At 58.2% G+C, this 22,083-nt stretch carries 16 protein-coding genes and 1 pseudogene; 12 read left to right on the top strand and 5 right to left on the bottom strand.

Annotation, left to right across the window (positions count from 1 at the left end):
- The 9 genes and pseudogenes from KQP88_RS11120 (at position 1) to KQP88_RS11085 (ending at position 11,555) form a co-directional block, all read left to right on the top strand.
- Positions 1-552, top strand: coding sequence for a sarcosine oxidase subunit gamma (locus KQP88_RS11120; RefSeq protein WP_216705692.1), 552 nt, complete (start codon positions 1-3; stop codon positions 550-552).
- A gap of 6 nt (positions 553-558) precedes the next feature.
- A complete protein-coding gene (locus KQP88_RS11115) occupies positions 559-1,353 on the top strand; it encodes an IclR family transcriptional regulator (protein WP_216705691.1) in 795 nt (264 codons plus the stop codon).
- Positions 1,354-1,504: 151 nt separating this feature from the next.
- A pseudogene (locus KQP88_RS25600) lies at positions 1,505-2,587 on the top strand (cache domain-containing protein); the annotation flags it as partial.
- Between the two features lie 90 nt (positions 2,588-2,677).
- A complete protein-coding gene (locus tag KQP88_RS25595) occupies positions 2,678-3,445 on the top strand; it encodes a methyl-accepting chemotaxis protein (protein ID WP_374011521.1) in 768 nt (255 codons plus the stop codon).
- A 253-nt stretch (positions 3,446-3,698) separates the two neighbouring features.
- Positions 3,699-4,940, top strand: coding sequence for a multidrug efflux RND transporter periplasmic adaptor subunit MexE (gene mexE / locus KQP88_RS11105; protein WP_216705690.1), 1,242 nt, complete (start codon positions 3,699-3,701; stop codon positions 4,938-4,940).
- Between the two features lie 12 nt (positions 4,941-4,952).
- Positions 4,953-8,144 carry an efflux RND transporter permease subunit gene (locus KQP88_RS11100; protein WP_216705689.1) on the top strand — a complete coding sequence of 1,064 codons (3,192 nt, stop codon included), beginning with the start codon at positions 4,953-4,955 and terminating at the stop codon, positions 8,142-8,144.
- Positions 8,144-9,541 (top strand): efflux transporter outer membrane subunit, encoded by a 1,398-nt coding sequence (locus tag KQP88_RS11095; RefSeq protein ID WP_200994889.1) that lies wholly within the window; start codon positions 8,144-8,146, stop codon positions 9,539-9,541. Before KQP88_RS11100 ends, KQP88_RS11095 begins: the two co-directional genes overlap by 1 nt.
- A 142-nt stretch (positions 9,542-9,683) precedes the next feature.
- Positions 9,684-10,784: a tetratricopeptide repeat protein gene (locus KQP88_RS11090; RefSeq protein ID WP_216705688.1), complete on the top strand. Its 1,101-nt coding sequence runs from the start codon at positions 9,684-9,686 to the stop codon at positions 10,782-10,784.
- A gap of 405 nt (positions 10,785-11,189) precedes the next feature.
- Complete coding sequence (locus tag KQP88_RS11085; RefSeq protein ID WP_025259931.1) at positions 11,190-11,555, top strand: histone-like nucleoid-structuring protein, MvaT/MvaU family; 366 nt, start codon at positions 11,190-11,192, stop codon at positions 11,553-11,555.
- A 572-nt stretch (positions 11,556-12,127) separates the two neighbouring features.
- On the opposite strand, the gene KQP88_RS11080 is transcribed toward KQP88_RS11085, so the two are convergent.
- On the bottom strand, positions 12,128-12,670 hold the full coding sequence (locus KQP88_RS11080; protein ID WP_198728910.1) for a DUF4946 domain-containing protein: 543 nt from the start codon (positions 12,668-12,670) through the stop codon (positions 12,128-12,130).
- Positions 12,671-12,824: 154 nt separating this feature from the next.
- On the opposite strand from KQP88_RS11080, the gene gloA reads away from it, so the two are divergent.
- Positions 12,825-13,346 (top strand): lactoylglutathione lyase, encoded by a 522-nt coding sequence (gene gloA / locus KQP88_RS11075; protein WP_216705687.1) that lies wholly within the window; start codon positions 12,825-12,827, stop codon positions 13,344-13,346.
- Between the two features lie 206 nt (positions 13,347-13,552).
- Here gloA and ahpF read toward each other — a convergent pair whose 3' ends face one another.
- The 3 genes from ahpF to KQP88_RS11060 all read right to left on the bottom strand — a co-directional run bounded on the left by ahpF (position 13,553) and on the right by KQP88_RS11060 (position 16,864).
- Entirely contained in the window at positions 13,553-15,115 is a 1,563-nt protein-coding gene (ahpF, locus tag KQP88_RS11070; RefSeq protein WP_216705686.1) for an alkyl hydroperoxide reductase subunit F, read from the bottom strand.
- Between the two features lie 124 nt (positions 15,116-15,239).
- A complete protein-coding gene (gene ahpC, locus KQP88_RS11065; RefSeq protein WP_025259928.1) occupies positions 15,240-15,803 on the bottom strand; it encodes an alkyl hydroperoxide reductase subunit C in 564 nt (187 codons plus the stop codon).
- A 101-nt stretch (positions 15,804-15,904) separates the two neighbouring features.
- Positions 15,905-16,864, bottom strand: a complete 960-nt coding sequence (locus KQP88_RS11060; RefSeq protein ID WP_216705685.1) for a site-specific integrase — start codon at positions 16,862-16,864, stop codon at positions 15,905-15,907.
- Positions 16,865-17,039: 175 nt separating this feature from the next.
- On the opposite strand from KQP88_RS11060, the gene KQP88_RS11055 reads away from it, so the two are divergent.
- Together KQP88_RS11055 and KQP88_RS11050 are read left to right on the top strand one after the other, a co-directional pair.
- Positions 17,040-18,047: a DNA-binding protein gene (locus KQP88_RS11055; RefSeq protein WP_216705684.1), complete on the top strand. Its 1,008-nt coding sequence runs from the start codon at positions 17,040-17,042 to the stop codon at positions 18,045-18,047.
- A gap of 145 nt (positions 18,048-18,192) precedes the next feature.
- On the top strand, positions 18,193-19,221 hold the full coding sequence (locus KQP88_RS11050) for an ABC transporter substrate-binding protein (RefSeq protein WP_200994883.1): 1,029 nt from the start codon (positions 18,193-18,195) through the stop codon (positions 19,219-19,221).
- Between the two features lie 95 nt (positions 19,222-19,316).
- Here the strand turns inward: KQP88_RS11050 and KQP88_RS11045 are convergent, their stop codons facing one another.
- Complete coding sequence (locus tag KQP88_RS11045) at positions 19,317-21,704, bottom strand: TonB-dependent receptor plug domain-containing protein (protein ID WP_200994882.1); 2,388 nt, start codon at positions 21,702-21,704, stop codon at positions 19,317-19,319.
- Positions 21,705-22,083 lie beyond the last annotated feature (379 nt).

Genomic DNA, 22,083 nt, shown 5'->3' with positions numbered 1-22,083 from the left:
ATGTCCAGCCTCAACATCGAAAATCCCCCTGTCCAGTTGTGCACGCTGGTGGACCTGACCGATACCCCGCGTGTGGGCTTTCGCGGAACCCAAAGCGCCGAGTACCTTCAGGCCCGTGGCTTCACGTTGCCGGATGTACCGAACCGGGCAGTACCCCAGGCGGACGGCAGCCATGTCGCACGCCTGTCGCAGACCGAATACCTGATCCTGGGCAGCCTCAACGATCGGGGCGAACGGATTGCCGACGAAGAAGCCCGCTGGGAACTGGACCATAGCGCCAATTACCTGCTGCCGCGCCAGGACAGCCACGCCTGGCTGCAACTGAGCGGCGCCTGCATTGCAGAGGTGATGGCCAAACTGTGTGGTGTTGACCTGCGCACTCAGGCCTTCGGCCAGGGTGCGGTGGCCCAGACGTCGGCGGCGCGTATCAACGTGATCGTGATCAATACCGGCCTGGGCACGACGCCCTGTTTCCAGATTCTCTGCGACCGCGCTTCACTGGAATATTTCAAGGGCGCAGTGCTGGATGCCATGAACGAGTTCAATGGTTAACCTTTCATGAAGAATCTTGCCCCCCTTAATAAGGACACCGACTACAACGTCCCGGCTCTCGCCCGGGGCCTGAGTGTACTGGGCATGTTCAACGCAAGGACGCGCTCGCTCAGCATCAATGAGATCGCCGAACGCCTGGAAGTGAGCACTTCGGCGGTCTACAGAATCCTGTTTACCCTGACCGACATGGGGTACCTGAACAAGGTCAACAGCCAGTACGAGCTGGGCGCCAGGGTCATTAGCGACGGTTTCAGCTACCTGGCCAGCCGCGATATCGTCGAGGTCGCCATGCCGCACCTGAACGAGTTGCGCGACCGTACTTCGCTGTCGTGTCACCTGAGCATTCGCGAACAGACCGACAGCCTGTACCTGTACCGCGCCTTCGCGGCGCAACGCCTGTCGGTGAATATCCCGGTGGGTACCCGCATCGCCTGCCACTGCACCGCAATGGGGCGCATGTTGCTCACAGCCCTGAACGAAGCGCAACTGGGCGCACTCTATCAGCACATCCGCCTGGACGATTACCCGTCACCTGCCCCGCGCACATTGCCCGAGCTGCAAGCCCTGATCCAGAGCGATCGGGAGCGTGGCTGGGTGTTGCATCGCTCCGATTATTCGACAGCAATTGCCACTTCGATCAAGGATCACACGGGGCAAGTCACCGCCGCGATCAACCTCTCAGGTCCGGATGCAGTCATGGACCCGGAAGGTGCAAAAGAGCGTTTTCAGGCCTTGTTGCTTGAGTGCAGTTCCACCATCAGCCGCGAACTCGGTCATAAAAGTGACACAGACCCCTCATGAAAATGATGGCATTGCGTTTGCTAAAGATTATCCCGGGACGGCCGAAAGTCTCGGTATGCCATGAGACAGGAGTTGCGGCTGGTTTTTAGCGCGGGTTCTGCTTGTGCGTGCTGTCGTCAGATAACGATTTATAAAAAAATCTGGAGCATGGATGAACATCAAACAAAAACTGACATGGGCTTTTGCAGTCATTGCATGCCTGCCCATCGTCGTCGTTGCAATTATCGTTATCGTGAACCTGCGAGAAAATGCGACTGACAACTTCGTGAACAGCAGCAGCCGCGAAATTCGTCAGGTCGACAACGCCATGCAGTTGTTCTTTGATGGCATCACCCAGAACGTCAACTATATCGCCTCGCATCCGCTGATCGCCGGGGCCGGTGACGACCTGAGAAACTACATGGGTGCCGCCCCTACGCCACAGTCGGAAAACGACAAACAGGCCACCGCTCTCTTTGCCAGCATTGCCAAGAGCCATCCCGCCTACTCCTACGTCTCCTACGGTCTGATCAACGGCAGCTACGTCATGACGCCGGAAGACCCGAAGATGAGCAACTACGACCCCCGCGTTCGCCCCTGGTACAAGACCGCGATGGCTAATCCGGGCAAGACCGTGCGCAGCGATGCCTATTATTGGGCCAACGATGACGCCGTGCTGGTCAGTACCATCCGAGCGATCCCCAACACCCTGGGCAACCCCGGCGGTGTCGTGAACATCGACGTATCGCTCAAGCAACTGACCAGCATCGTCAAGGAAATCAAGCTGGGTGAAAGCGGCTACCTGATCCTGATGGAGAAGAACGGCAACGTGCTGGTCGATCCCAAGCAGCCGGAGCATAACTTCAAGAAGCTCGGTGACCTGGGCGATGGCTTCGCGCAACTGGCCAAGACCGAAAAAGGCCTGGTTGAAGTGCAGCTCAACGGTGAGCGCTACATGGCCAACGTTTATCCGTCGCCAGAACTGGGCTGGAACTTCATCGGCCTGATCAAACAGGATGAAGTCATGGCCTCGGCCACTCGCCTGACCTGGTTGATAGGCATCATCGCTGCGGTACTGGCCATCGTCTTCGCCATCGTCGGCGCCAGCTTCGCCAGCGTGATCGTGCGTCCGATCCATAGCGTGTCCAGCGGCCTTGAAGGCATTGCCCAGGGCGAAGGCGACCTGACGCAAACCCTGGCGGTACGTGGCAAGGACGAAACGGCTCAACTGGCTGGCTGGTTCAACCAGTTCCTGACCGCGATCCGCAACCTGATCCAGCATATCGGGCAAGCCGCTCACAAGATTCTCGACACCTCGCAAAGCTCTACCCGTGTCTCCAATGACATGGCCGAAGCGGCAGGCCGTCAGCGTGAAGCGGTGGATATGGTGTCAACGGCGTTCCATGAAATGGTTGCCACTGCCAACGAAGTCGCCCGCTCCTGCAGCCAGGCCGCGGAATCGGCCGACAACGGTCAACAGCAGGCCCGCGAAGGCCAGCGGCAGATCGACGACGCGGTGAGCAGCGTTGACAAGCTGAGTTCGGAAATCGCCCGCTCGGCCAAGGACATGTCGGACCTGGAAAAAGACAGCAACGACATTCAGTCGATCCTCGACACCATTCGCTCCATCGCCGAACAGACCAACCTGCTGGCGCTCAACGCCGCCATCGAAGCCGCTCGTGCCGGCGAACAGGGTCGTGGCTTTGCGGTAGTAGCCGACGAAGTTCGCGCCCTGGCCAAACGCACGGCCGACTCAACGGCCGAGATCGATACGCTGCTGGGCAACCTGGCCAGACGCACCGCGTCCGTGGCGCAACAGATGCACGCCAGCCTGGATGTCTCGCAGCAATCGGTCACCAAGATCGGTCAGGCTCGCAGCAGCTTCGGGCAGATCCGCGAATCGGTGGACGTGATCCGCGACATGAACACCCAGATCGCCACGGCGGCCGAAGAACAGCATCAGGTGGCAGAAGACATCAACCGCCACATCAGCCAGATCCATGGCGATGCGCAACTGATTGCCGAACTGTCCGACTCTGCCCGCAATGACTCCCACAGCCTGGCTACCCTCTCCAACGAGCTGGATGCCCTGGTACGCAAGTTCAAGACCTGATAGACAATCCGTGGGAGGGGCCTTGGCCGCGACAGTCAATTGTCGCGGCCAAGGCCCCTCCCACAAGACTTCACTGATAAACATTACCCCGCAGCCCCCTCTCCACGGCTCCTGCAACGAATGGAACGAACCCTGAAAGAGGCAAAGGTTCCATTTATCATTCCTGCTGATAATAACCTTCGGTTTATTCGATTCGTTAATAGAACCCCCTCGCAACAGAATCCGTCCATCTCACACTATCGGCGGATTTCCCATGTCTCAGTCTCTCTCTCATTTGCGCTATCCCCTAACCGCCCTGGCACTGGTCCTGATAAGTGCCTGCGGACGCGCACCAGAGGCCATCATGGCTCCAGCAGCGGCCAAAGTCAGCGTCGCCAAAGTGCTGGAACAACCGATCAACGAATGGGATGAATTCACGGGTCGCCTCGAAGCGCCGGAAACCGTCGAAGTTCGTCCACGGGTTTCCGGCCAGATCGATCAGGTGGCCTTTACCGATGGCTCACTGGTCAAGAAAGGCGACCTGCTGTTCCAGATCGACCCACGTCCTTTCCAGGCCGAAGTCCGTCGTCTTGAAGCTCAACTGCAACAGGCTCGCGCCGTGGCCAACCGCAGTGAAAACGAAGCCGAACGCGGTGAGCGCCTGCGCACCAACAATGCGATTTCCGCCGAACTGGCCGACTCGCGCACCACCTCGGCCCAGGAAGCAAAAGCCGGCGTCGCGGCGATTCAGGCGCAACTGGACGTGGCCAGGCTCAACCTGAGCTTCACCCGCGTCACTGCGCCCATCAGCGGGCGCGTCAGCCGTGCCGAGATCACTGCCGGGAACATCGTGACTGCCGATGTCACGCCGCTGACCAGTGTGGTTTCCACCGACAAGGTCTACGCCTACTTCGACGCCGACGAGCGCGTATTCCTCAAGTACACCGAACTGGCACGCAAGGGCCAGCGTGGCCAGACCACTCCGGTCTATCTGGGGCTGTCCAACGAAGCGGGCAACCCTCACCTGGGCCAGATGAACTTCGTCGATAACCAGGTCAACCCGCGTACCGGCACCATTCGCGGTCGCGCCGTGTTCGACAACACCGACGGCAGCTTCACTCCAGGCCTGTACGCACGCCTCAAGCTGGTGGGCAGCGGCACCTATTCGGCCGTGCTGATCAACGACGAAGCCGTGGGCACCGATCTGGGCAAGAAATTCGTACTGGTGATGGACAAGGACAACAAGCCGACCTATCGCTTCGTCGAGCTGGGCCCCAAGGTTGAAGGTCTGCGCATCGTGCGCAGCGGCCTGGGCAAGGACGACACCATCATCGTCAAAGGCTTGCAGCGCGTTCGCCCTGGACAGCCTGTAGACCCTGAAGTGACGCCAATGGCCTCCAGCGAAACACTGGCTGCACTGCTCAAACAACGCCAGGCCCTCGAAGCCAGCAATCTGTCACAAGTGGCGCCCAAGGCGGCCGTCAAAATCGCCAGCGCAACTGCGCCTCGTGGCTAAGGGACTCGTCCGATGAACTTCTCCAAATTCTTTATCACGCGGCCGATCTTCGCGGCAGTGCTGTCACTGCTGATCCTGATCGCCGGTGCCATCTCGCTGTTCCAGTTGCCGATCAGCGAATACCCAGAAGTGGTTCCGCCCACAGTCGTGGTACGTGCCAGCTTCCCCGGCGCCAACCCCAAGGTCATCGGTGAAACCGTTGCCTCACCACTGGAACAGGCCATCACCGGCGTCGAGAACATGCTGTACATGTCCTCGCAGTCCACGGCCGACGGCAAGCTGACCCTGACCATCACCTTTGCACTGGGCACTGACCTGGACAACGCTCAGGTGCAGGTACAGAACCGCGTGACCCGTACCGAACCCAAGCTTCCCGAGGAAGTGACGCGCATCGGTATCACCGTGGACAAGGCGTCTCCCGACCTGACCATGGTTGTGCACTTGACCTCACCGGACAACCGCTACGACATGCTGTATCTGTCCAACTATGCTGTGCTCAACATCAAGGATGAGCTGGCACGACTGGGCGGTGTCGGTGATGTGCAACTGTTCGGCATGGGCGACTACTCGCTGCGTGTCTGGCTGGACCCGAACAAGACTGCTTCACGCAATCTGACCGCCACCGATGTGGTCAATGCCATTCGTGAGCAGAACCGCCAGGTTGCGGCCGGCCAACTGGGTGCACCGCCCTCCCCGAGCGCCACCAGCTTCCAGATGTCGATCAACACTCAGGGCCGTCTGGTCAGTGAAGAAGAGTTCGAAAACGTCGTCATTCGCGCTGGCGCCGATGGTGAAATCACTCGCCTCAAGGATGTCGCCCGTGTAGAGCTGGGCTCCAACCAGTACGCATTGCGCTCGCTGCTCAACAACAAGCCCGCGGTCGCCCTGCCGATCTTTCAGCGCCCAGGCTCCAACGCCATCGATATCTCGAATGACGTGCGCAGCAAAATGGCCGAGCTGAAAAAAGGCTTCCCCGAAGGCATGGACTACAGCATCGTCTATGACCCGACCATTTTCGTGCGCGGCTCCATCGAAGCGGTCATCCATACCCTGTTCGAAGCGCTCATCCTGGTCGTTCTGGTGGTGATCCTGTTCCTGCAGACCTGGCGCGCCTCTATCATCCCGCTGGTGGCCGTACCGGTTTCGCTGATCGGTACATTCGCGGTCATGCACATGTTCGGTTTCTCCCTGAACGCCCTGTCGCTGTTCGGGTTGGTACTGGCCATCGGGATCGTGGTGGACGATGCCATCGTCGTGGTGGAAAACGTCGAGCGAAATATCGAGCTGGGACTGTCGCCCATGGAGGCGACCCACAAGGCCATGGGCGAAGTGACCGGGCCGATCATCGCCACGGCGCTGGTGCTGTGTGCGGTCTTCGTACCGGCGGCGTTCATTTCCGGGCTGACAGGTCAGTTCTATAAACAGTTCGCCCTGACCATTGCCATCTCGACGGTGATCTCGGCATTCAACTCCCTGACCCTGTCGCCCGCTCTGGCAGCTGTCCTGCTCAAGGCTCATGGTGCGCCAAAAGACAGGTTCTCACTGTTCCTGGACCGGATACTCGGTGGCTGGCTGTTCCGTCCGTTCAACCGCTTCTTCGAGAAAGCCAGCCATGGCTATGTCGGCACCGTCGCCCGCGTCATCCGCAGCAGCGGTATCGCACTGGTGGTTTACGCCGGTCTGATGGTCATGACCTGGATGGGCTTCTCCAGCACGCCGACCGGTTTCGTACCGAGCCAGGACAAGCAGTATCTGGTCGCCTTCGCTCAGTTGCCGGACGCCGCCAGCCTGGATCGCACCGAAGATGTCATCAAGCGTATGTCCGATCTGGCGTTGCAACAGCCAGGCGTGGAAAACGCCATCGCCTTCCCGGGCTTGTCGATCAACGGTTTCACCAACAGCCCCAACAATGGCGTGGTATTCGTTGCCCTCAAGGACTTCGACCAGCGCAAGGATCCGAGTCAGTCGGCCAATGCCATCGCTGGCGCACTGAACGGCAAGTTCGCCTCCATTCAGGATGCTTACATGGCGATCTTCCCGCCACCGCCGGTACAGGGGCTGGGCACCATCGGCGGCTTCCGTCTGCAGGTCGAAGACCGTGGCAACCTGGGTTATGACGAGCTGTACAAGGAAACCCAGAACGTCATCGCCAAGAGCCGCAGCGTGCCGGAACTGGCAGGCCTGTTCACCAGTTACACCGTGAACGTGCCGCAGGTCGATGCTGCCATCGACCGTGAAAAAGCCAAGACACACGGCGTTGCAATCAGCGACATATTCGACACCCTGCAGGTTTACCTGGGTTCGCTGTATGCCAACGACTTCAACCGCTTCGGTCGTACCTACCAGGTCAACGTCCAGGCCGAGCAGCAGTTCCGTCAGGAGTCTGACCAGATCGGGCAACTCAAGGTGCGCAACAATCTGGGTGAAATGATCCCGCTGGCGACTTTCGTCAAGATCAGCGACACCGCCGGCCCCGACCGTGTGATGCACTACAACGGTTTCATCACCGCCGAGATCAATGGTGCTGCTGCGCCGGGCTACAGCTCCGGTCAAGCCCAGGCTGCCATCGAGAAACTGCTCAAGGAAGAACTGCCCAACGGCATGGTCTACGAGTGGACAGACCTGACGTACCAGCAAATTCTTTCGGGTAATACTGCGCTCTTTGTCTTCCCGCTCTGCGTACTGCTGGCCTTCCTGGTACTGGCGGCCCAATACGAAAGCTGGAGCCTGCCACTGGCCGTGATCCTGATCGTACCGATGACGCTGCTGTCGGCCATCGCCGGGGTCATCATTGCCGGTAGCGACAACAACATCTTTACCCAGATCGGACTCATCGTACTGGTGGGCCTGGCATGCAAGAACGCGATTCTGATCGTCGAGTTCGCCAAGGATAAACAGGAAGAAGGCATGAGCCCGCTGGATGCGGTACTGGAAGCCTGCCGCCTGCGTCTGCGCCCGATCCTGATGACCTCGTTCGCCTTCATCATGGGTGTCGTGCCACTGGTGTTGTCCAGCGGTGCCGGTGCCGAGATGCGTCATGCCATGGGCGTGGCGGTGTTCTCCGGCATGCTCGGGGTGACCTTCTTCGGTCTGCTGCTGACGCCGGTGTTCTATGTGCTGATCCGTAACTATGTCGAGCGCCAGGAAGCCCGCAAGGCAGCCAGGGCACAGAAACTGAACACCTTGCCTGCGGAGATGCATTGATGAGCGCGCTTAAACTTTTCGCTCCGAGCCTGCTGGTTCTGGCGCTGGCGGCTTGTGCCGTCGGCCCGGACTACAAGGCCCCCGAAACGGCCCCGGCAAAACTCGCTTCGGCATCACTGGGCAACCACGACCGCAGCAAGGTGGATACCCTGTGGTGGCAGCAGTTCGACGACCCGACCCTCAACACGCTGGTCAGCCGCTCCCTGGAAGGCAACCGTGACCTGCGCGTCGCCTTTGCCCGCCTGAAATCGGCACGGGCGATTCGCGATGACGTCAGCAACGACGCCATGCCCGTGATCACCAGCCGTGCCAGCAGCGATCTGGGCAAAGGCCAGCAACCAGGCACCACCGAGCGCCGGGTCAACACGGAACGCTATGACCTGGGTCTGGACATGGCCTGGGAGCTGGATCTGTTCGGACGCATTCAACGGCAACTGGAAGCCAGCGAAGCCGATCAGGAAGCCGCCGAAGCCGACCTGTATCAGCTTCAGGTGACGCTGATTGCCGAAGTGGTCGATGCCTATGGCCAGTTGCGTGGCGCTCAGTTGCGTGAGGCCATTGCCCGGGACAACCTGAAAAACCAGCAGGACTCCCGAGGCGTGACCACCCAGTTGCGCGATGCCGGTGTCGGCAACGAACTGGACGTGGTACGCGCCGACGCCCGCCTCGCCGCTGTCGAAGCCAGCGTGCCGCAATTGCAGGCCGAGCAGGTGCGTCAGCGCAACCGCATCGCGACTTTGCTGGGCGAACGCCCCGAAAGTCTCAGCGTGGACCTGAGTCCGGCAAAACTGCCCGCCATTGCCAAGGCTTTGCCGATTGGCGATCCGGCGCAGGTCTTGCGCCAACGTCCTGACATCCGTGCAGCCGAACGGCAACTGGCCGCCTCCACCGCCCGTATCGGGGTGGCGACCGCCGATCTGTTCCCACGGGTCAGCCTCAGCGGCTTCCTGGGCTTTACGGCCGGACGTGGCTCGCAGATAGGCTCCTCGGCTGCCCGAGCCTGGGCGCTGGGCCCGAACATCACATGGGCCGCTTTCGATCTGGGCAGCGTCCGTGCCCGGATCCGCAGCGCCGATGCCGATGCCGAAGGCGCGCTGGCCAACTATGAACAGCAAGTACTGCTGGCCCTCGAAGAATCGGAAAACGCTTTCAGCGACTACGACAAACGCCAGCAACGCCTGCTGGCCCTGATTCGCCAGAGTGAATCGAGTCGTGCCGCAGCGAGGCTGGCGTCCATCCAGTACCGCGAAGGTACGGCAGACTTCCTGGTTCTGCTGGATGCCGAGCGGGAGCGCCTGGCAGCCGAAGACTCCCAGGCCCAGGCAGAAATCGAGACCTATCGCGGAATCGTGGCCATCTACAAGGCATTGGGCGGCGGGTGGCAACCCCAGGCCTGATCGCCTGACAAGCCCTGAAAGCCCTGCGTTCTCTGAGCGCGGGGCTTTTTTCCGTCCCGTATTTACAGGCTATACACGATTGAGGTTTGACAGCAGCCAGTCACTGCCCGAAGCTTCATGCCGTCTGGAACTGGAACACGGTATGCCCAAAATGCCTTTACAGGGCTCATCGCCCCACCCTGGCACCCGACGCCGCAGGCTGGTCGGTATCGCAGTTGCATCAGCCATGCTGGTGGCGCTGTCATTGGTCGTGTGGTCATGGCGCAGTCCACCTGCCCAACCCGCCGCAAAACTGAATCACACCTACGCTCAGGCAATGCAACAGGCCCATGACGGCAAGCCCGGCGCAGCGCGCATGCTTTATCAGCAACTGGCGCGTACGGACCTTTCACCCACCCATCGCATGGCCCTGCTGGCCGAACTGGGCAATTATCCGAGCCCTCAGGCACTCAAGTTACTCAATGCCAGCCTCAAGGACTCATCACCCCAGGTGCGTCAGGCAGCTATCGAAGCCAGTGTGGATCTGATACCCGACAACAAGCGCAGCCTGTTGCTGGGCCCCCTGCTGGAAGATGCCGAACAATCCGTGAGATTCAGCGCCACCCGCGCATTGCTGGGGCTCTCTGCGGATGATCTGGGCCTGTATTTCGCTGTTCTGCAACAAAGCGCCGAAACCTGGCAGGAAGCCCTGAAAACCCAGCCACAGACAGCGCAGAACCAGTTACAACTGGCAAAGCTCTATCTGCAGACCGGAGATCTGGAGCCTGCGCTTTCAGCCCTGAAGAACGCCATTGCCCTGGACCCGGATAACATCGAAGCCGCCCTGGCGCATATCGAACTGCTGGACAAGAAGGGCCAGGCGGATCAGGCCCGCAGCCTTTTCGCGAAGTTACTGGAACGCAACCCGGACTCCTCCGTGCTGCAACACGCGTTAGGCATGTGGCTGCTGCACCATGGACAGAGCGAGTACGCACTGCTCAGCCTGGCCAAAGCGGTAGAACTTGAACCGGGGAACAATGATTACCGCTATGACCTGGCAGTAGCGCTGCATGATCTGGATCAACTGGAAGCCGCGCAAAAACAATTGGCCCAGATACTCCAGAATCAGCCTGCCAACCGACGGGCCCGGGTTTTACTGATCCAGTACTGGAAAGAAAACGGCCAATTGCAGAACGTACAGGTATTGCTGGCTGAGCTGGAGCAGCAGAATCCCGATGATCCAGCCCTTCAGCAGGGGCTCTAGACGCTTGGCAGGCAGGCTTTTTACCTGCCTGAAAGTAAGCATTTCGCGTCTTTTTTTAACCTGTTCCGACATATTTCACACTTCTTCACGCCAACCCTAATATCGGAAATAACTTACAACGTGCTTCGTCCGATATCACAAGCAGTGATAGAAACCGCCAACTGATGAACGCAGTTTCATTTAATCATTTTCAAGATTACTATTTTCTAACTCGTAAAAAACGTGCATTATTTACGGGCAACTGATTATAACTACCCACTACTCCCGCACGCCTGACGGAACCTTTAGTTTCATCATTCAAAATGCGGGGCCGGGTAGGAAACCAAATGAGCGAGTCGGCCTAACGTTTTTGTCATATCGCTTTATCGGGCTATCAACAGCCACTACACCGTTGGAGTATTTTATTTGTCCAGACTTGCCGAGTTCCGCGCAGCAGAGAAAGCCCTTCAAGAACAGCTTGCACAGCTGGAATCCCTGAAGAATGATGCCGGACTGAAAAAAGAGATTGAATTCGAGCAGAAGCTTCAGGACCTGATGGGCAGCTACGGCAAAAGCCTGCGCGACATCATTGCCATCCTCGACCCTGTCAGTTCCACGTCCCTGGTTGCCCCGGCCCCCGGCCCGAAACGCCGTCGCGCGCGGGTTGTAAAGGTCTATCAGAACCCGCACACAGGCGAGCTGATTGAAACCAAAGGCGGTAACCACCGCGGCCTCAAAGCCTGGAAAGAGCAATACGGCGTCGAGACTGTCGATTCCTGGCTGCGCGCCTGATCGTACTTTGTCGTCAAGGCAAGCCCTGCATCTGCAGGGCTTTTTATTGCACAGGCACCACTCATATATATGAATAGGGAAGCATGAGTAATTCATATACAAGGCGCCTACTTCGGCACGATTTGCATATAACACCTGATGACATACCGCAGACCCTGCTCACGTTAAAATAATGACGCCAATAAAATCTCCGCAACCCAACATAGCAGTCACTCTTGCAACTTGAGAAATCCACACCCTCGTTCAGCATTCCGACAGCTTCATTACGATGTGTAACTCAATATGAAGTGCATCATTTTGCTCGCACCACTACACCTGCGTTTCACCGAAGAGTCATGCCCCTTTTCAGCAGTGACCACGCAAAAACGCTAACTTTTTGACGAGTCGCGAATAGTGTCCGACAGGATTGTGCAAAAGACCGGTTCAAATGATTTGCACCCTGCCCTCGAGGCAATAAGCATCAAGTCAGGACTTCACATTTTTTTCACACGTCTTCTTACAAGATGAAGGCCGCTAAAGGAATAGCGCCCCATGCCCGCCTCGGCGGGCTTCTTTTTGCCTGCAGGAAAGCATCAAGGCGCAGAGTCGAGCTTCAGCCCTTCCCTGATACGCAAAACCTCATCCTTGTTAGCCGCATAACCATCAACCGATCCGGCATAGGACAACGACCATGCCATCTCCTTGTTCGCTGCTGCCACCAGGGTCTGGGTCATCACATGCACGCCGTTCTGGGTCACCGTGCAGGTGGTTTCCAGCGACGGAATCACACTAAGCTGCCCTTCGCGCACATGGGTGCACACACTCTGCATGCCGCTACGAGCGAAATTGACCTGAATCGACTTGCGCATCTCCAGCAAAACAGCCTGAACATTGACCTCATGGCCAGGCACCAGACGTGACTGGGTCAGCTCCATCACCATGCTCGGATTACCGGCCTGATCGTTTTTGACTGCGCGTTGTCTGACTTGCACGGACGGTTGAGTGGCGGGGTCCGCTGCCGGCAGCGATTCCACCTCCCAGCCCGCCGGCCAGATGATCATTGCATCGGCGGCATGTGCACCTGCTGCAGCCAGGCACAGGCTGATGAACAAGGATCTGCATGGCAAGAACGTCATGATCGGAGCTACTCAGTACAGGAAACTGGAAATTCTGAGCCTGTCGCCCGCCACGAGCAAGGGCCGAAGCACTTTTTGATCAGCGCAAGGTTTGGCACTGGCCGCCCTGCCCCGTATCATTTGGCAATTTTTGAACACTCTGTTGGAGATCCCCATGAGCCTGCAAGAACTCAATACCTTCCCTGGCGTGACCGCTGAACCCGAAGCGGCCACCCAGCGCTTCGTGTTCAACCACACCATGCTGCGCGTCAAGGACGTCACCGCCTCGCTGGACTTCTACACCCGTGTACTGGGTTTCAGCCTGGTAGAAAAGCGCGACTTCCCGGAAGCCGAGTTCAGCCTGTACTTCCTGGCACTGGTGGACAAGTCCCAGATCCCTGCCGACGACAAGGCTCGCCACGAGTGGATGAAATCCATCCCCGGCATCCTGGAACTGACCCACAACCACGGCACTGAAAAAGATCCGGCTTTCAGCTACCACAACGGCAACAGCGACCCGCGTGGCTTCGGACATATCTGCATCTCCGTACCGGATGTGCATGCAGCCTGCGAACGTTTTGAAAAGCTCGGTGTGGACTTCCAGAAACGCCTGGCCGATGGCCGCATGAACAACCTGGCCTTCATCAAGGACCCGGATGGCTACTGGGTGGAAATCATCCAGCCGACGCCGCTGTAACCTACAACCATTTGGCTGCACCCTATCCGTGGGAGGGGCCTTGGCCGCGACAGCAAGCTCACAGACGCTGAAAATGGGTTGCCTGTAAGTAAGTCGTCGCGGCCAAGGCCCCTCCCACAAGTGACAGGTATGCCTTGGCATTGACCCGCAAGCACAATAAAAAGCCCCATGATCACTCATGGGGCTTTTTTGTATCCGACCGCCAATCAGGCCGGAGCAGATGTGCGGATCAGGTGATCGAAGGCGCTCAGGGAAGCCTTGGCACCTTCGCCCAGGGCGATGATGATCTGCTTGTAAGGAGCAATCGTCACGTCACCGGCACCGAAGATACCTGGAACCGAAGTCTCGCCGCGTGCATCGACGATGATCTCGCCACGTGGTGACAACTCGATGGCGCCCTTGAGCCATTCGCTGTTAGGCAGCAGGCCGATCTGTACGAAGATACCTTCCAGCTCGACAGTCACTTCTTCGCCATTCACACGGTTCTTGTAGCGCAGGCCATTGACCTTCTGCTCGTCGCCAGTCACTTCAGTGGTCTGGGCGCTGGTGATCACGGTGACGTTCGGCAGGCTGTGCAGCTTGCGCTGCAGGACTGCGTCGGCACGCAATTGCACATCGAATTCCAGCAGGGTCACGTGGGACACGATACCCGCCAGGTCAATGGCTGCCTCAACGCCCGAGTTACCACCACCGATCACTGCAACGCGCTTGCCTTTGAACAGCGGGCCATCGCAGTGCGGGCAGTAGGCAACACCCTTGTTGCGGTATTGCTGCTCGCCAGGGACATTCATCTCCCTCCAGCGGGCACCGGTGGCCAGAATCACGGTCCTGGCCTTGAGGCTCGCACCGCTGGCGAACTTCACTTCATGCAGCTCGCCCTCTTTGCCGGGAATCAGCTTGTCGGCGCGCTGCAGGTTCATGATGTCGACGTCGTATTGCTTGACGTGCTCTTCAAGCGCAACGGCCAGTTTAGGGCCTTCGGTGTGCTGTACCGAGATGAAGTTCTCGATCGCCATGGTGTCCAGCACCTGACCGCCGAAGCGCTCTGCCGCAACACCGGTACGAATGCCTTTACGGGCTGCGTAGACCGCAGCGGCCGAACCGGCTGGACCACCGCCGACGACCAGAACGTCGAAGGCGTCCTTGGCATTGAGTTTTTCAGCCTGACGAGCGCTGGCGCCGGTGTCGATCTTGGCGAGGATTTCTTCCAGGCCCATGCGGCCCTGGCCGAACAGTTCGCCATTGAGGTAGATGCTCGGTACCGACATGATCTTGCGGTCAGTCACTTCATCCTGGAACAGCGCACCGTCGATGGCGACGTGCTTGATGTTCGGATTGAGGACCGCCATCAGGTTCAGGGCCTGAACGACGTCCGGACAGTTCTGGCAAGACTGCGAGAAATAGGTTTCGAAATGGAACTCGCCTTGCAGGGCGCGAACCTGTTCGATGGTTTCCGCGCTGACCTTGGGTGGGTAGCCGCCTGTTTGCAGCAACGCCAGGACCAGCGAGGTGAATTCGTGCCCCATGGGAATACCGGCAAAAGTCAGGCTGATATTCTGGCCAGGGCTGTTCAACGAGAACGATGGCTTGCGTGCATCGGTGCCGTTGTCCTGCAGGGTGATGTCTTTGGAAACACTGAGTACATCGTTCAGCAGAGCCAGCATTTCCTGGGATTTGGCGCCGTCATCAAGGGACGCAACGATCTCGATGGGGCGAGTAACCCGCTCCAGGTAGGATTTCAACTGGGCTTTAAGATTGGCGTCCAACATGTGGCGACTTCCTATTTTACGAAGGTAGAAAAAACAACGCCCAGGCGATGACCGCCCGGGCGTTTTTTGGGGCGATGCGGTTTACTTGCTCAAGAGCTCAAAGCCCCTAGCCGTTTCATACGACTCAGATCTTGCCGACCAGGTCCAGAGACGGAGCCAGAGTAGCCTCGCCTTCTTTCCACTTGGCTGGGCAGACTTCGCCCGGGTGAGCAGCAACGTACTGAGCAGCCTTGATCTTGCGCAGCAGCTCGGAAGCGTCACGGCCAACGCCGCCATCGTTCAGTTCAACGATTTTGATCTGGCCTTCAGGGTTGACCACGAAAGTACCGCGGTCAGCCAGACCGGCTTCTTCGATCAGCACGTCGAAGTTGCGGGAGATCTGCAGAGTCGGGTCGCCGATCATGGTGTACTGGATTTTGCCGATTGCTGGCGAAGTGTTGTGCCATGCAGCGTGGGCAAAGTGGGTGTCGGTGGAAACGCTGTAGATTTCGACGCCCAGCTTCTGGAACTCGGCGTAGTTGTCAGCCAGGTCTTCCAGCTCGGTTGGGCAGACAAAGGTGAAGTCGGCTGGGTAGAAGAATACGACAGACCATTTACCTTTGAAGTCAGCTTCCGAAACGTCGACGAAAGCACCGTTCTTGAATGCGGTTGCTTTGAACGGTTTTACTTGGCTGTTGATAATAGGCATCGGTGAATCTCCTGATGGGTTGTGAATTCGATGGAGTGAAGCTTACGCACGATTGATGACAAAGGCTCATTGGCAAACCTGATGTTGCTTATTAGTTTTGCCTATCGGCGAAGCTTATTAATAGAAGAAACCTTCACGTCGCTCAGGTCCCCGGAAGGACTGCTGAACGAAACCGGCTCAATGTAACGCATCGCAGACTTCATGTCCCGCCACCCCACGTAAGCCATGAGCGACTTGAGGTCCCATCCGTTGCGATGCGCCCAGGTGGCAAACCCGCGGCGCAACGAGTGACTGGTGTATTGATCGGCGCTGATGCCGGCACGCTCGAAGGCCTGACGCAACAAGGGAATGACACTGCTGACATGCAGGCCCTCCTCGCCCAGATTGCCCCAGCGATCGATGGAGCGAAACACCGGGCCACGTGCCAGCGCCGAGCAATTGACCCACTCGATGTAAGCCTGCACCGGGCACAGGCGCTGCAGGGCCGGGGTCTGGTAAGTCTTGCCGATATTATCCCGGTCACCCTTGCTGCGCGGCAGATAGAGACTGATCCCGGATTCGGGGATCGCCTTGATGTCTTCGACTTGCAGGCGGCACAGCTCGTCACTGCGAAACCCTCGCCAGAATCCCAGCAGGATCAGCGCCGCATCGCGACGACAGCGCAGCAACTGCGCCTGATCGTGCCGGGCCAGCGCCTCATTCGCCTGTGCTTCAAGCCAGGCAACCACACGCTCCAGATCCTGCAACTGCAAAGGCTCGGCCTGCTTCTCCTGAACGGGATGCAAGGCGCGTATGCCCTTGAGCACCTTGCGCACCATCGCGGACTTGGTCGGGTCGGCAAAACCCTGGCTGTTATGCCATTGCGCCAGTGCCGACATGCGCAGCTTCAGGGTATTGACCGACAGGGTCGCGGCATAGGCCGCCAGATAACGGGCCACGCTCTCACTGGTGGCCGGCAGAAACCCGCCCCAGGTCACCTCGAAATGCTCGATGGCCGCTCGATAGCTGCGCCGGGTGTTGTCCCGGGTCGCCGCCTCGATGTAGCGATCAACGTCATTCATGGCTTTACCCCCTTGTGTACTGCGCATGCTGCCTTTTCCGGCCAGAAAAGCGTATGACAAGGGATAATACGCCAATATCACGGGTTAATTGATTACAAATTCAACGCTGATTTTCAATCTCATATAGTATGTAATTACAGGATACATACCACAGTACGAAATCGTAGGAGACAGCATGGCTCGCGGCGGTGTAAACAAAGCGCTGGTGAACAAGGCACGGCTTGCCCTGCTCTCTCGCGGGGAAAACCCCAGCATCGATGCTGTACGGGTTGAAATGGGCAATACCGGCTCGAAAACCACCATCCACCGCTATCTCAGGGAGCTGGATGAGACCGACACCGCGCCGCCCGCCATCAACGATGAACTGACGGATCTGGTAAGCAGGCTTGCCCAGCGCCTGCAGGAACAGGCCCAGGAACGTATCGATCTGGCCCGCGACGAGCACGACGCTCATCGCAACGCCATGCAGCAGGACCTCGCCACAGCGCAGCAGCGCATCGATGAGCTGCAAGAGCGACTGACACGCCAGACCGAAGCCTTCGAACAACAGAGCGCCGCCCTGCTCCACACCCAACAAGCGCTGCAAGGCGAGCAGACGGAAAATGCCAGGCTGCAACAGGCCAACAGCGATCTGGAAGCGCGCCTGCAAGACAAGGACGCGCAGATTCAGTCACTGGAAGAAAAACACCGGCACGCCCGGGAAGCGCTGGAGCACTATCGCAACTCGATCATGGAGCAGCGCACCCGCGAGCAACAACGCCACGAAGGCCAGCTCCAACAGGTCCAGATGGAGCTGCGCCAGGCCCAGCAGAGCCTGGCAATGCGTCAGGAAGAAATCACCCTGTTGAACCGGGACAACGAAAGGCTGCTGACAGAAAGCCGCAACGTGACCAGGGCACTGAACGACCAGAAGGACCTGTTGAGCCAGGCCACCCAACAAGTTGCCAGCACCAGCGAGCAGTACCGACACTCACACACCCAATGCGCCCTGCTCGAAGAACGGCTGCGCACCAGTCAGGACGAGAACACCGAACTCAAGCAAAGCCTCACGGACACTCGCCAACAGAACCGCATGCTGGAATTGCTGCTGATAAAGAAGGAAGCGGCGCTGGAACATCTGCGCGAGCCCGGCGAAAAACCAAAGCCGAAGAAGGCTTCGGGCAAGCCGTCGCCAGGTCAATGAAAAACACCGGACCACATGCGCAACGATTATAAATAGCCACTATTTATTCATCATATAATTATTCTTAAATGTTATTTAATTAACATTTTTTATGCATATAAGCTCACTCCACATCCGAATAAATCCCTGGAAGCTGGAGCCTTGTATGCACAAACCCACGAAACGCCTGTCTCGCCTGGCAACCGCCATCGGCCTGGGTGCAGCACTGATGTCCGGCGCATTGATAATGCCTGCCACCGCGCAGGCCGAAGGTGAAATACGGATCGCCGAGCAGTTCGGCATCGTCTATCTGCTGCTCAACGTCGTGCGCGACCAGAACCTGATCGAGAAGCACGGCAAGGAAGAAGGTCTGGAGATCAAGGTCGACTGGACCCAGCTCTCCGGTGGCTCGGCGGTAAACGATGCCTTGCTGTCAGGCTCCATCGATATCGCAGGTGCCGGTGTCGGCCCGCTGCTGACCATCTGGGACCGCACCAAAGACAAACAGAACGTCAAGGCCGTCGCTTCGCTAGGTAACTTCCCGTATTACCTGGTCAGCAACAATCCCAAAGTCAAGACCATCGCCGACTTCACGGAGAAGGACCGCATTGCCGTGCCGGCCGTGAGCGTTTCCGTACAGTCGCGCTACCTGCAATATGCAGCCGCCAAACAATGGGGTGACAAGGAATACGCCCGCCTGGACAAATACACCGTCAGCCTGCCGCATCCAGACGCCGCTGCCAGCCTGATTGCCGGAGGCACCGAACTGACCGGACACTTCTCGAACCCGCCCTTCCAGGAACAGGAACTGAAAAACCCCGGCGTGCATGTCGTACTCAACACCTACGACCTGCTGGGGCCCAACTCGCCGACCGTACTGTTCGCCACCGAGAAATTCCGCAAGGAAAACCCGAAGACCTACAAGGCCTTCATTGAAGCCCTGTCGGAAGCCGAAGCATTCGTTCGCAAGGACATCGGCGCTGCGGCCGATACCTACATCCGCGTCACCAAGGCAAAGATCGATCGTGCAGAACTGCTGCAGATCATCGACAAACCGGAATTCCAGTTCACCATCACCCCGAAGAACACGTATCCGCTGGCCGAATTCCTGTATCGCGTCGGTGCGATCAAGAACAAGCCGGAGTCGTGGAAAGACTACTTCTTCCAGGATGCCAAGCCGCTTCAAGGTAGCTGACAGCCTTCACGTTCCCCTGTCGTCCGGCAGGGGTAAATCCCTTACAAAAAAACGCTCCCGCCATAAGCGGGAGCGTTTTTTTTACAACTCAACTGTTACCAGTTGTAGGTGGCACGTGCGTAGTAAAACGCGCCGCTATACCCATAAGGTGAAAAGGTGCTGTAAGCCAGGTTGCCGCCACTGGACGCAAACTCGTTCAGCTTCTCGGGGTATTCATCGGTAACATTGTCGCCACCCACTGTGAAGACCCAGTTCTTGAGCTTGTAATCCACTGCCAGATCCAGCAGCCAGGCCGCCTTGAAGGTCTGGTCGTTGACTTCAGCAGCCTGATAGCTGGTGAACTCGCCATAACGCACCAGGTTGGAGTGCAGCGTCCAGTTGCCGATCGTGAAATCGTTGGCCAGGGTGAGTTTGTGCTCCGGCGTGGTATCCCCCAGCAGACCGATTCGCTCGCGACGGTCTACACGCACCAGGTTGACACCCAACTGGTCCAGCACCGAAGGGTTGGCTTTTACGCTGGTGACCTTGGTGTGGTTGTAGTTGTAGCCCAGGGTGCTGTTCCAATCCACACCGTTATCGAATTGGTAGCGGTAGTTGGCAACCAGATCGACACCATCGGTGCTGGTGTCGGTGGCATTGGTGAAGTAGCGAACGCTGGTGTAATTGATGTCAGTGACGCCATTGGCCTGCAAATAGCTGGTTGCAGCGTTGTTGAGGACCAGGTTTGAGGACAGCGAGATACGGTCACGGATGTCGATACGGTAGACGTCCGCCGTCACGGTCAGGTTGTCCAGCGGCTTGAGCACCAACCCCAGGCTGTAGTTGCGGGACTTCTCGGCCTTGAGGTCTTCGGCACCCAGAAGTTGCGCCACATTGCTGCTGGCCGGGAATGTTCCCGCCTCCTGAATGGTGTTACCGATCAGTTGTGACGACGTGTAGGTAAAGTTCTGCTGAGCCAGCGACGGCGCACGGAACCCTGTCGAAATACTGCCGCGCAATGCGACCTGCGGCGTGAAATCATAACGCGCCGAAACCGAACCGCTGGTATTGGAGCCGAAGTCGCTGTAGTCCTCGCGACGTACGGCCGCCGAAACGCCAAGCTTCTCGGTGATATTGGTTTCCAGGTCCAGGTACTGGGCAAAGTTATGCCGCGAATAGCTGCCCGCATCCGCCGCACGGAAACCGCCAAGCCCGGAACTGCCGGTCTGGAAATAGGACTCGGCCTGCCCCGCCTCGATCTGATAACCCTGATGCAGATACTCGGCACCGAATGCCACCGACACCGGATATGGCAACCAAGCCGCACTGAACTCACGGGACAGATCCAGGCTGAGCTGCTTCTGGTCATTGGTCAGCGTGCCGTTGTAGAACGATCGAGGAGTGGCCAGACCCAGAGAGGTGTTGATGGTCTTGGTGCGCAACTCGTAGGAGTTCTTGCCGTAGTTGGCGGACAGGTCGTAATGCCAGTTATTGGCAAGCTCGCCACGCAGGCCCGCCACCAGAGAAGTGTCCTCCAGAGTGCCGTGAATCAGCGGCAGGTAACCATTGGGGAAAATGGCAGGGATGTTGTTCGAGGCGTTACTGGCCCGGTAGAACGCCGCTGTTTCTCCGCGACGCTTGCTGTAACCACCAAAGCTGTAGAACTCGGCAGCATCGCTGAAGCTGTAGCCGCCATTGAACTGGATCTTGCCCTCTTCGGTTTCCGGCTCACCCTGACGGAAGACATGCTGGCCGTAGGTGGTAGAGCCGACGCTTGCAGGGCGAAGGTCATTGCCGGCACGGTCGGTATAGTCGTTGTTTGCGCCCTCACCGGAAAGGTTGAGGAAGCCATTGCTGCCCAGGGCGAAACCCGTGTTACCCGAGATATTGCGCTTGATCCCGTCACCCTTCTTGTACTGGCCGTACTGAGTGGAAATCGAACCGCCATGGTCGCCTTCCTTGAGGATGACGTTGATAACCCCGGCGATGGCATCCGAGCCATAACGTGCCGAGGCACCGTCACGCAGCACTTCGATGTGATCGATGGCCGACAAAGGAATAGCGTTCAGATCGGCCGGCGCCGAACCGCGCCCGACCGCGCCACCCAGGTTGACGAAGGCCGATGTATGACGACGCTTGCCATTGACCAGCACCAGCACCTGATCAGGCGACAGGCCACGCAATTGCGCAGGACGCGTCAGCTCGGCGCCATCCACCAGACTGGGACGTGGAAAGTTGATCGAAGGAATAAGACGAGCCAGTACCGCACCCAGCTCTCCAGAACCGGAATTGCGCAGGCTGTCGCCGGAAATGACATCGATGGGTGACAACGAAGCGCTTGCAGTACGCTCCTGAGCCCGCGTACCGGTCACGATGACGGCATCGAGCGTCTTGCTTTCTTCCTTGGCCTCCTCGGCCAGTGCTGCGGCGCTCCAGGTTCCGGCAGTCAGCAAATTGGCTGACAAAATGGCCGTCCCCAGCACGTGTCGTTTAAAGCTCCCCATACCGCTCCCCTTTTAAATCCCTGACCCGGGCCTCTCTGCCCGGGTAACAACGAGCGATCCGTGCGGCGGACGGTAGCGTTCATCGATACGTAATTAGGTTCTCCGGTGGTCCGATGCCTTATAGCTTAATGCCATTAACTGTAAGTTTTTAAATACCATTAATGCATAAGAAGCTACAAATGCGTTTTCACGCGCACAAGCGAATCGTCAATGCTGATCTGTTAAGGCGCACACAAACTTGTAGGAGGCAGCTTGCTGGCGAAAAAGGCCTGAAAACCGGCAGATATTCTGCGTCTATACGCTGAAGTCGCCAGCAAGCTGCCTCCCACAAAGTGATTTATTGCCTTAACTGATCGGCATTACTTCCACAGGCCGGGAG

This window comes from Pseudomonas lijiangensis, assembly GCF_018968705.1.
Taxonomy (GTDB): Bacteria; Pseudomonadota; Gammaproteobacteria; order Pseudomonadales; family Pseudomonadaceae; genus Aquipseudomonas; species Aquipseudomonas lijiangensis.
Note: the sequence above shows the minus strand (reverse complement) of the source record. Positions and strands in the feature narration are given on the sequence as shown.

Coding starts and splice junctions, on each gene's coding strand:
- KQP88_RS11120 (WP_216705692.1), top strand. CDS start 1: ATGTCCAGCCTCAACATCGAAAATCCCCCTGTCCAGTTGTGCACGCTG.
- KQP88_RS11115 (WP_216705691.1), top strand. CDS start 559: ATGAAGAATCTTGCCCCCCTTAATAAGGACACCGACTACAACGTCCCG.
- KQP88_RS25595 (WP_374011521.1), top strand. CDS start 2,678: ATGGCCGAAGCGGCAGGCCGTCAGCGTGAAGCGGTGGATATGGTGTCA.
- mexE (WP_216705690.1), top strand. CDS start 3,699: ATGTCTCAGTCTCTCTCTCATTTGCGCTATCCCCTAACCGCCCTGGCA.
- KQP88_RS11100 (WP_216705689.1), top strand. CDS start 4,953: ATGAACTTCTCCAAATTCTTTATCACGCGGCCGATCTTCGCGGCAGTG.
- KQP88_RS11095 (WP_200994889.1), top strand. CDS start 8,144: ATGAGCGCGCTTAAACTTTTCGCTCCGAGCCTGCTGGTTCTGGCGCTG.
- KQP88_RS11090 (WP_216705688.1), top strand. CDS start 9,684: ATGCCCAAAATGCCTTTACAGGGCTCATCGCCCCACCCTGGCACCCGA.
- KQP88_RS11080 (WP_198728910.1), bottom strand. CDS start 12,670: ATGACGTTCTTGCCATGCAGATCCTTGTTCATCAGCCTGTGCCTGGCT.
- gloA (WP_216705687.1), top strand. CDS start 12,825: ATGAGCCTGCAAGAACTCAATACCTTCCCTGGCGTGACCGCTGAACCC.
- ahpF (WP_216705686.1), bottom strand. CDS start 15,115: ATGTTGGACGCCAATCTTAAAGCCCAGTTGAAATCCTACCTGGAGCGG.
- ahpC (WP_025259928.1), bottom strand. CDS start 15,803: ATGCCTATTATCAACAGCCAAGTAAAACCGTTCAAAGCAACCGCATTC.
- KQP88_RS11060 (WP_216705685.1), bottom strand. CDS start 16,864: ATGAATGACGTTGATCGCTACATCGAGGCGGCGACCCGGGACAACACC.
- KQP88_RS11055 (WP_216705684.1), top strand. CDS start 17,040: ATGGCTCGCGGCGGTGTAAACAAAGCGCTGGTGAACAAGGCACGGCTT.
- KQP88_RS11050 (WP_200994883.1), top strand. CDS start 18,193: ATGCACAAACCCACGAAACGCCTGTCTCGCCTGGCAACCGCCATCGGC.
- KQP88_RS11045 (WP_200994882.1), bottom strand. CDS start 21,704: ATGGGGAGCTTTAAACGACACGTGCTGGGGACGGCCATTTTGTCAGCC.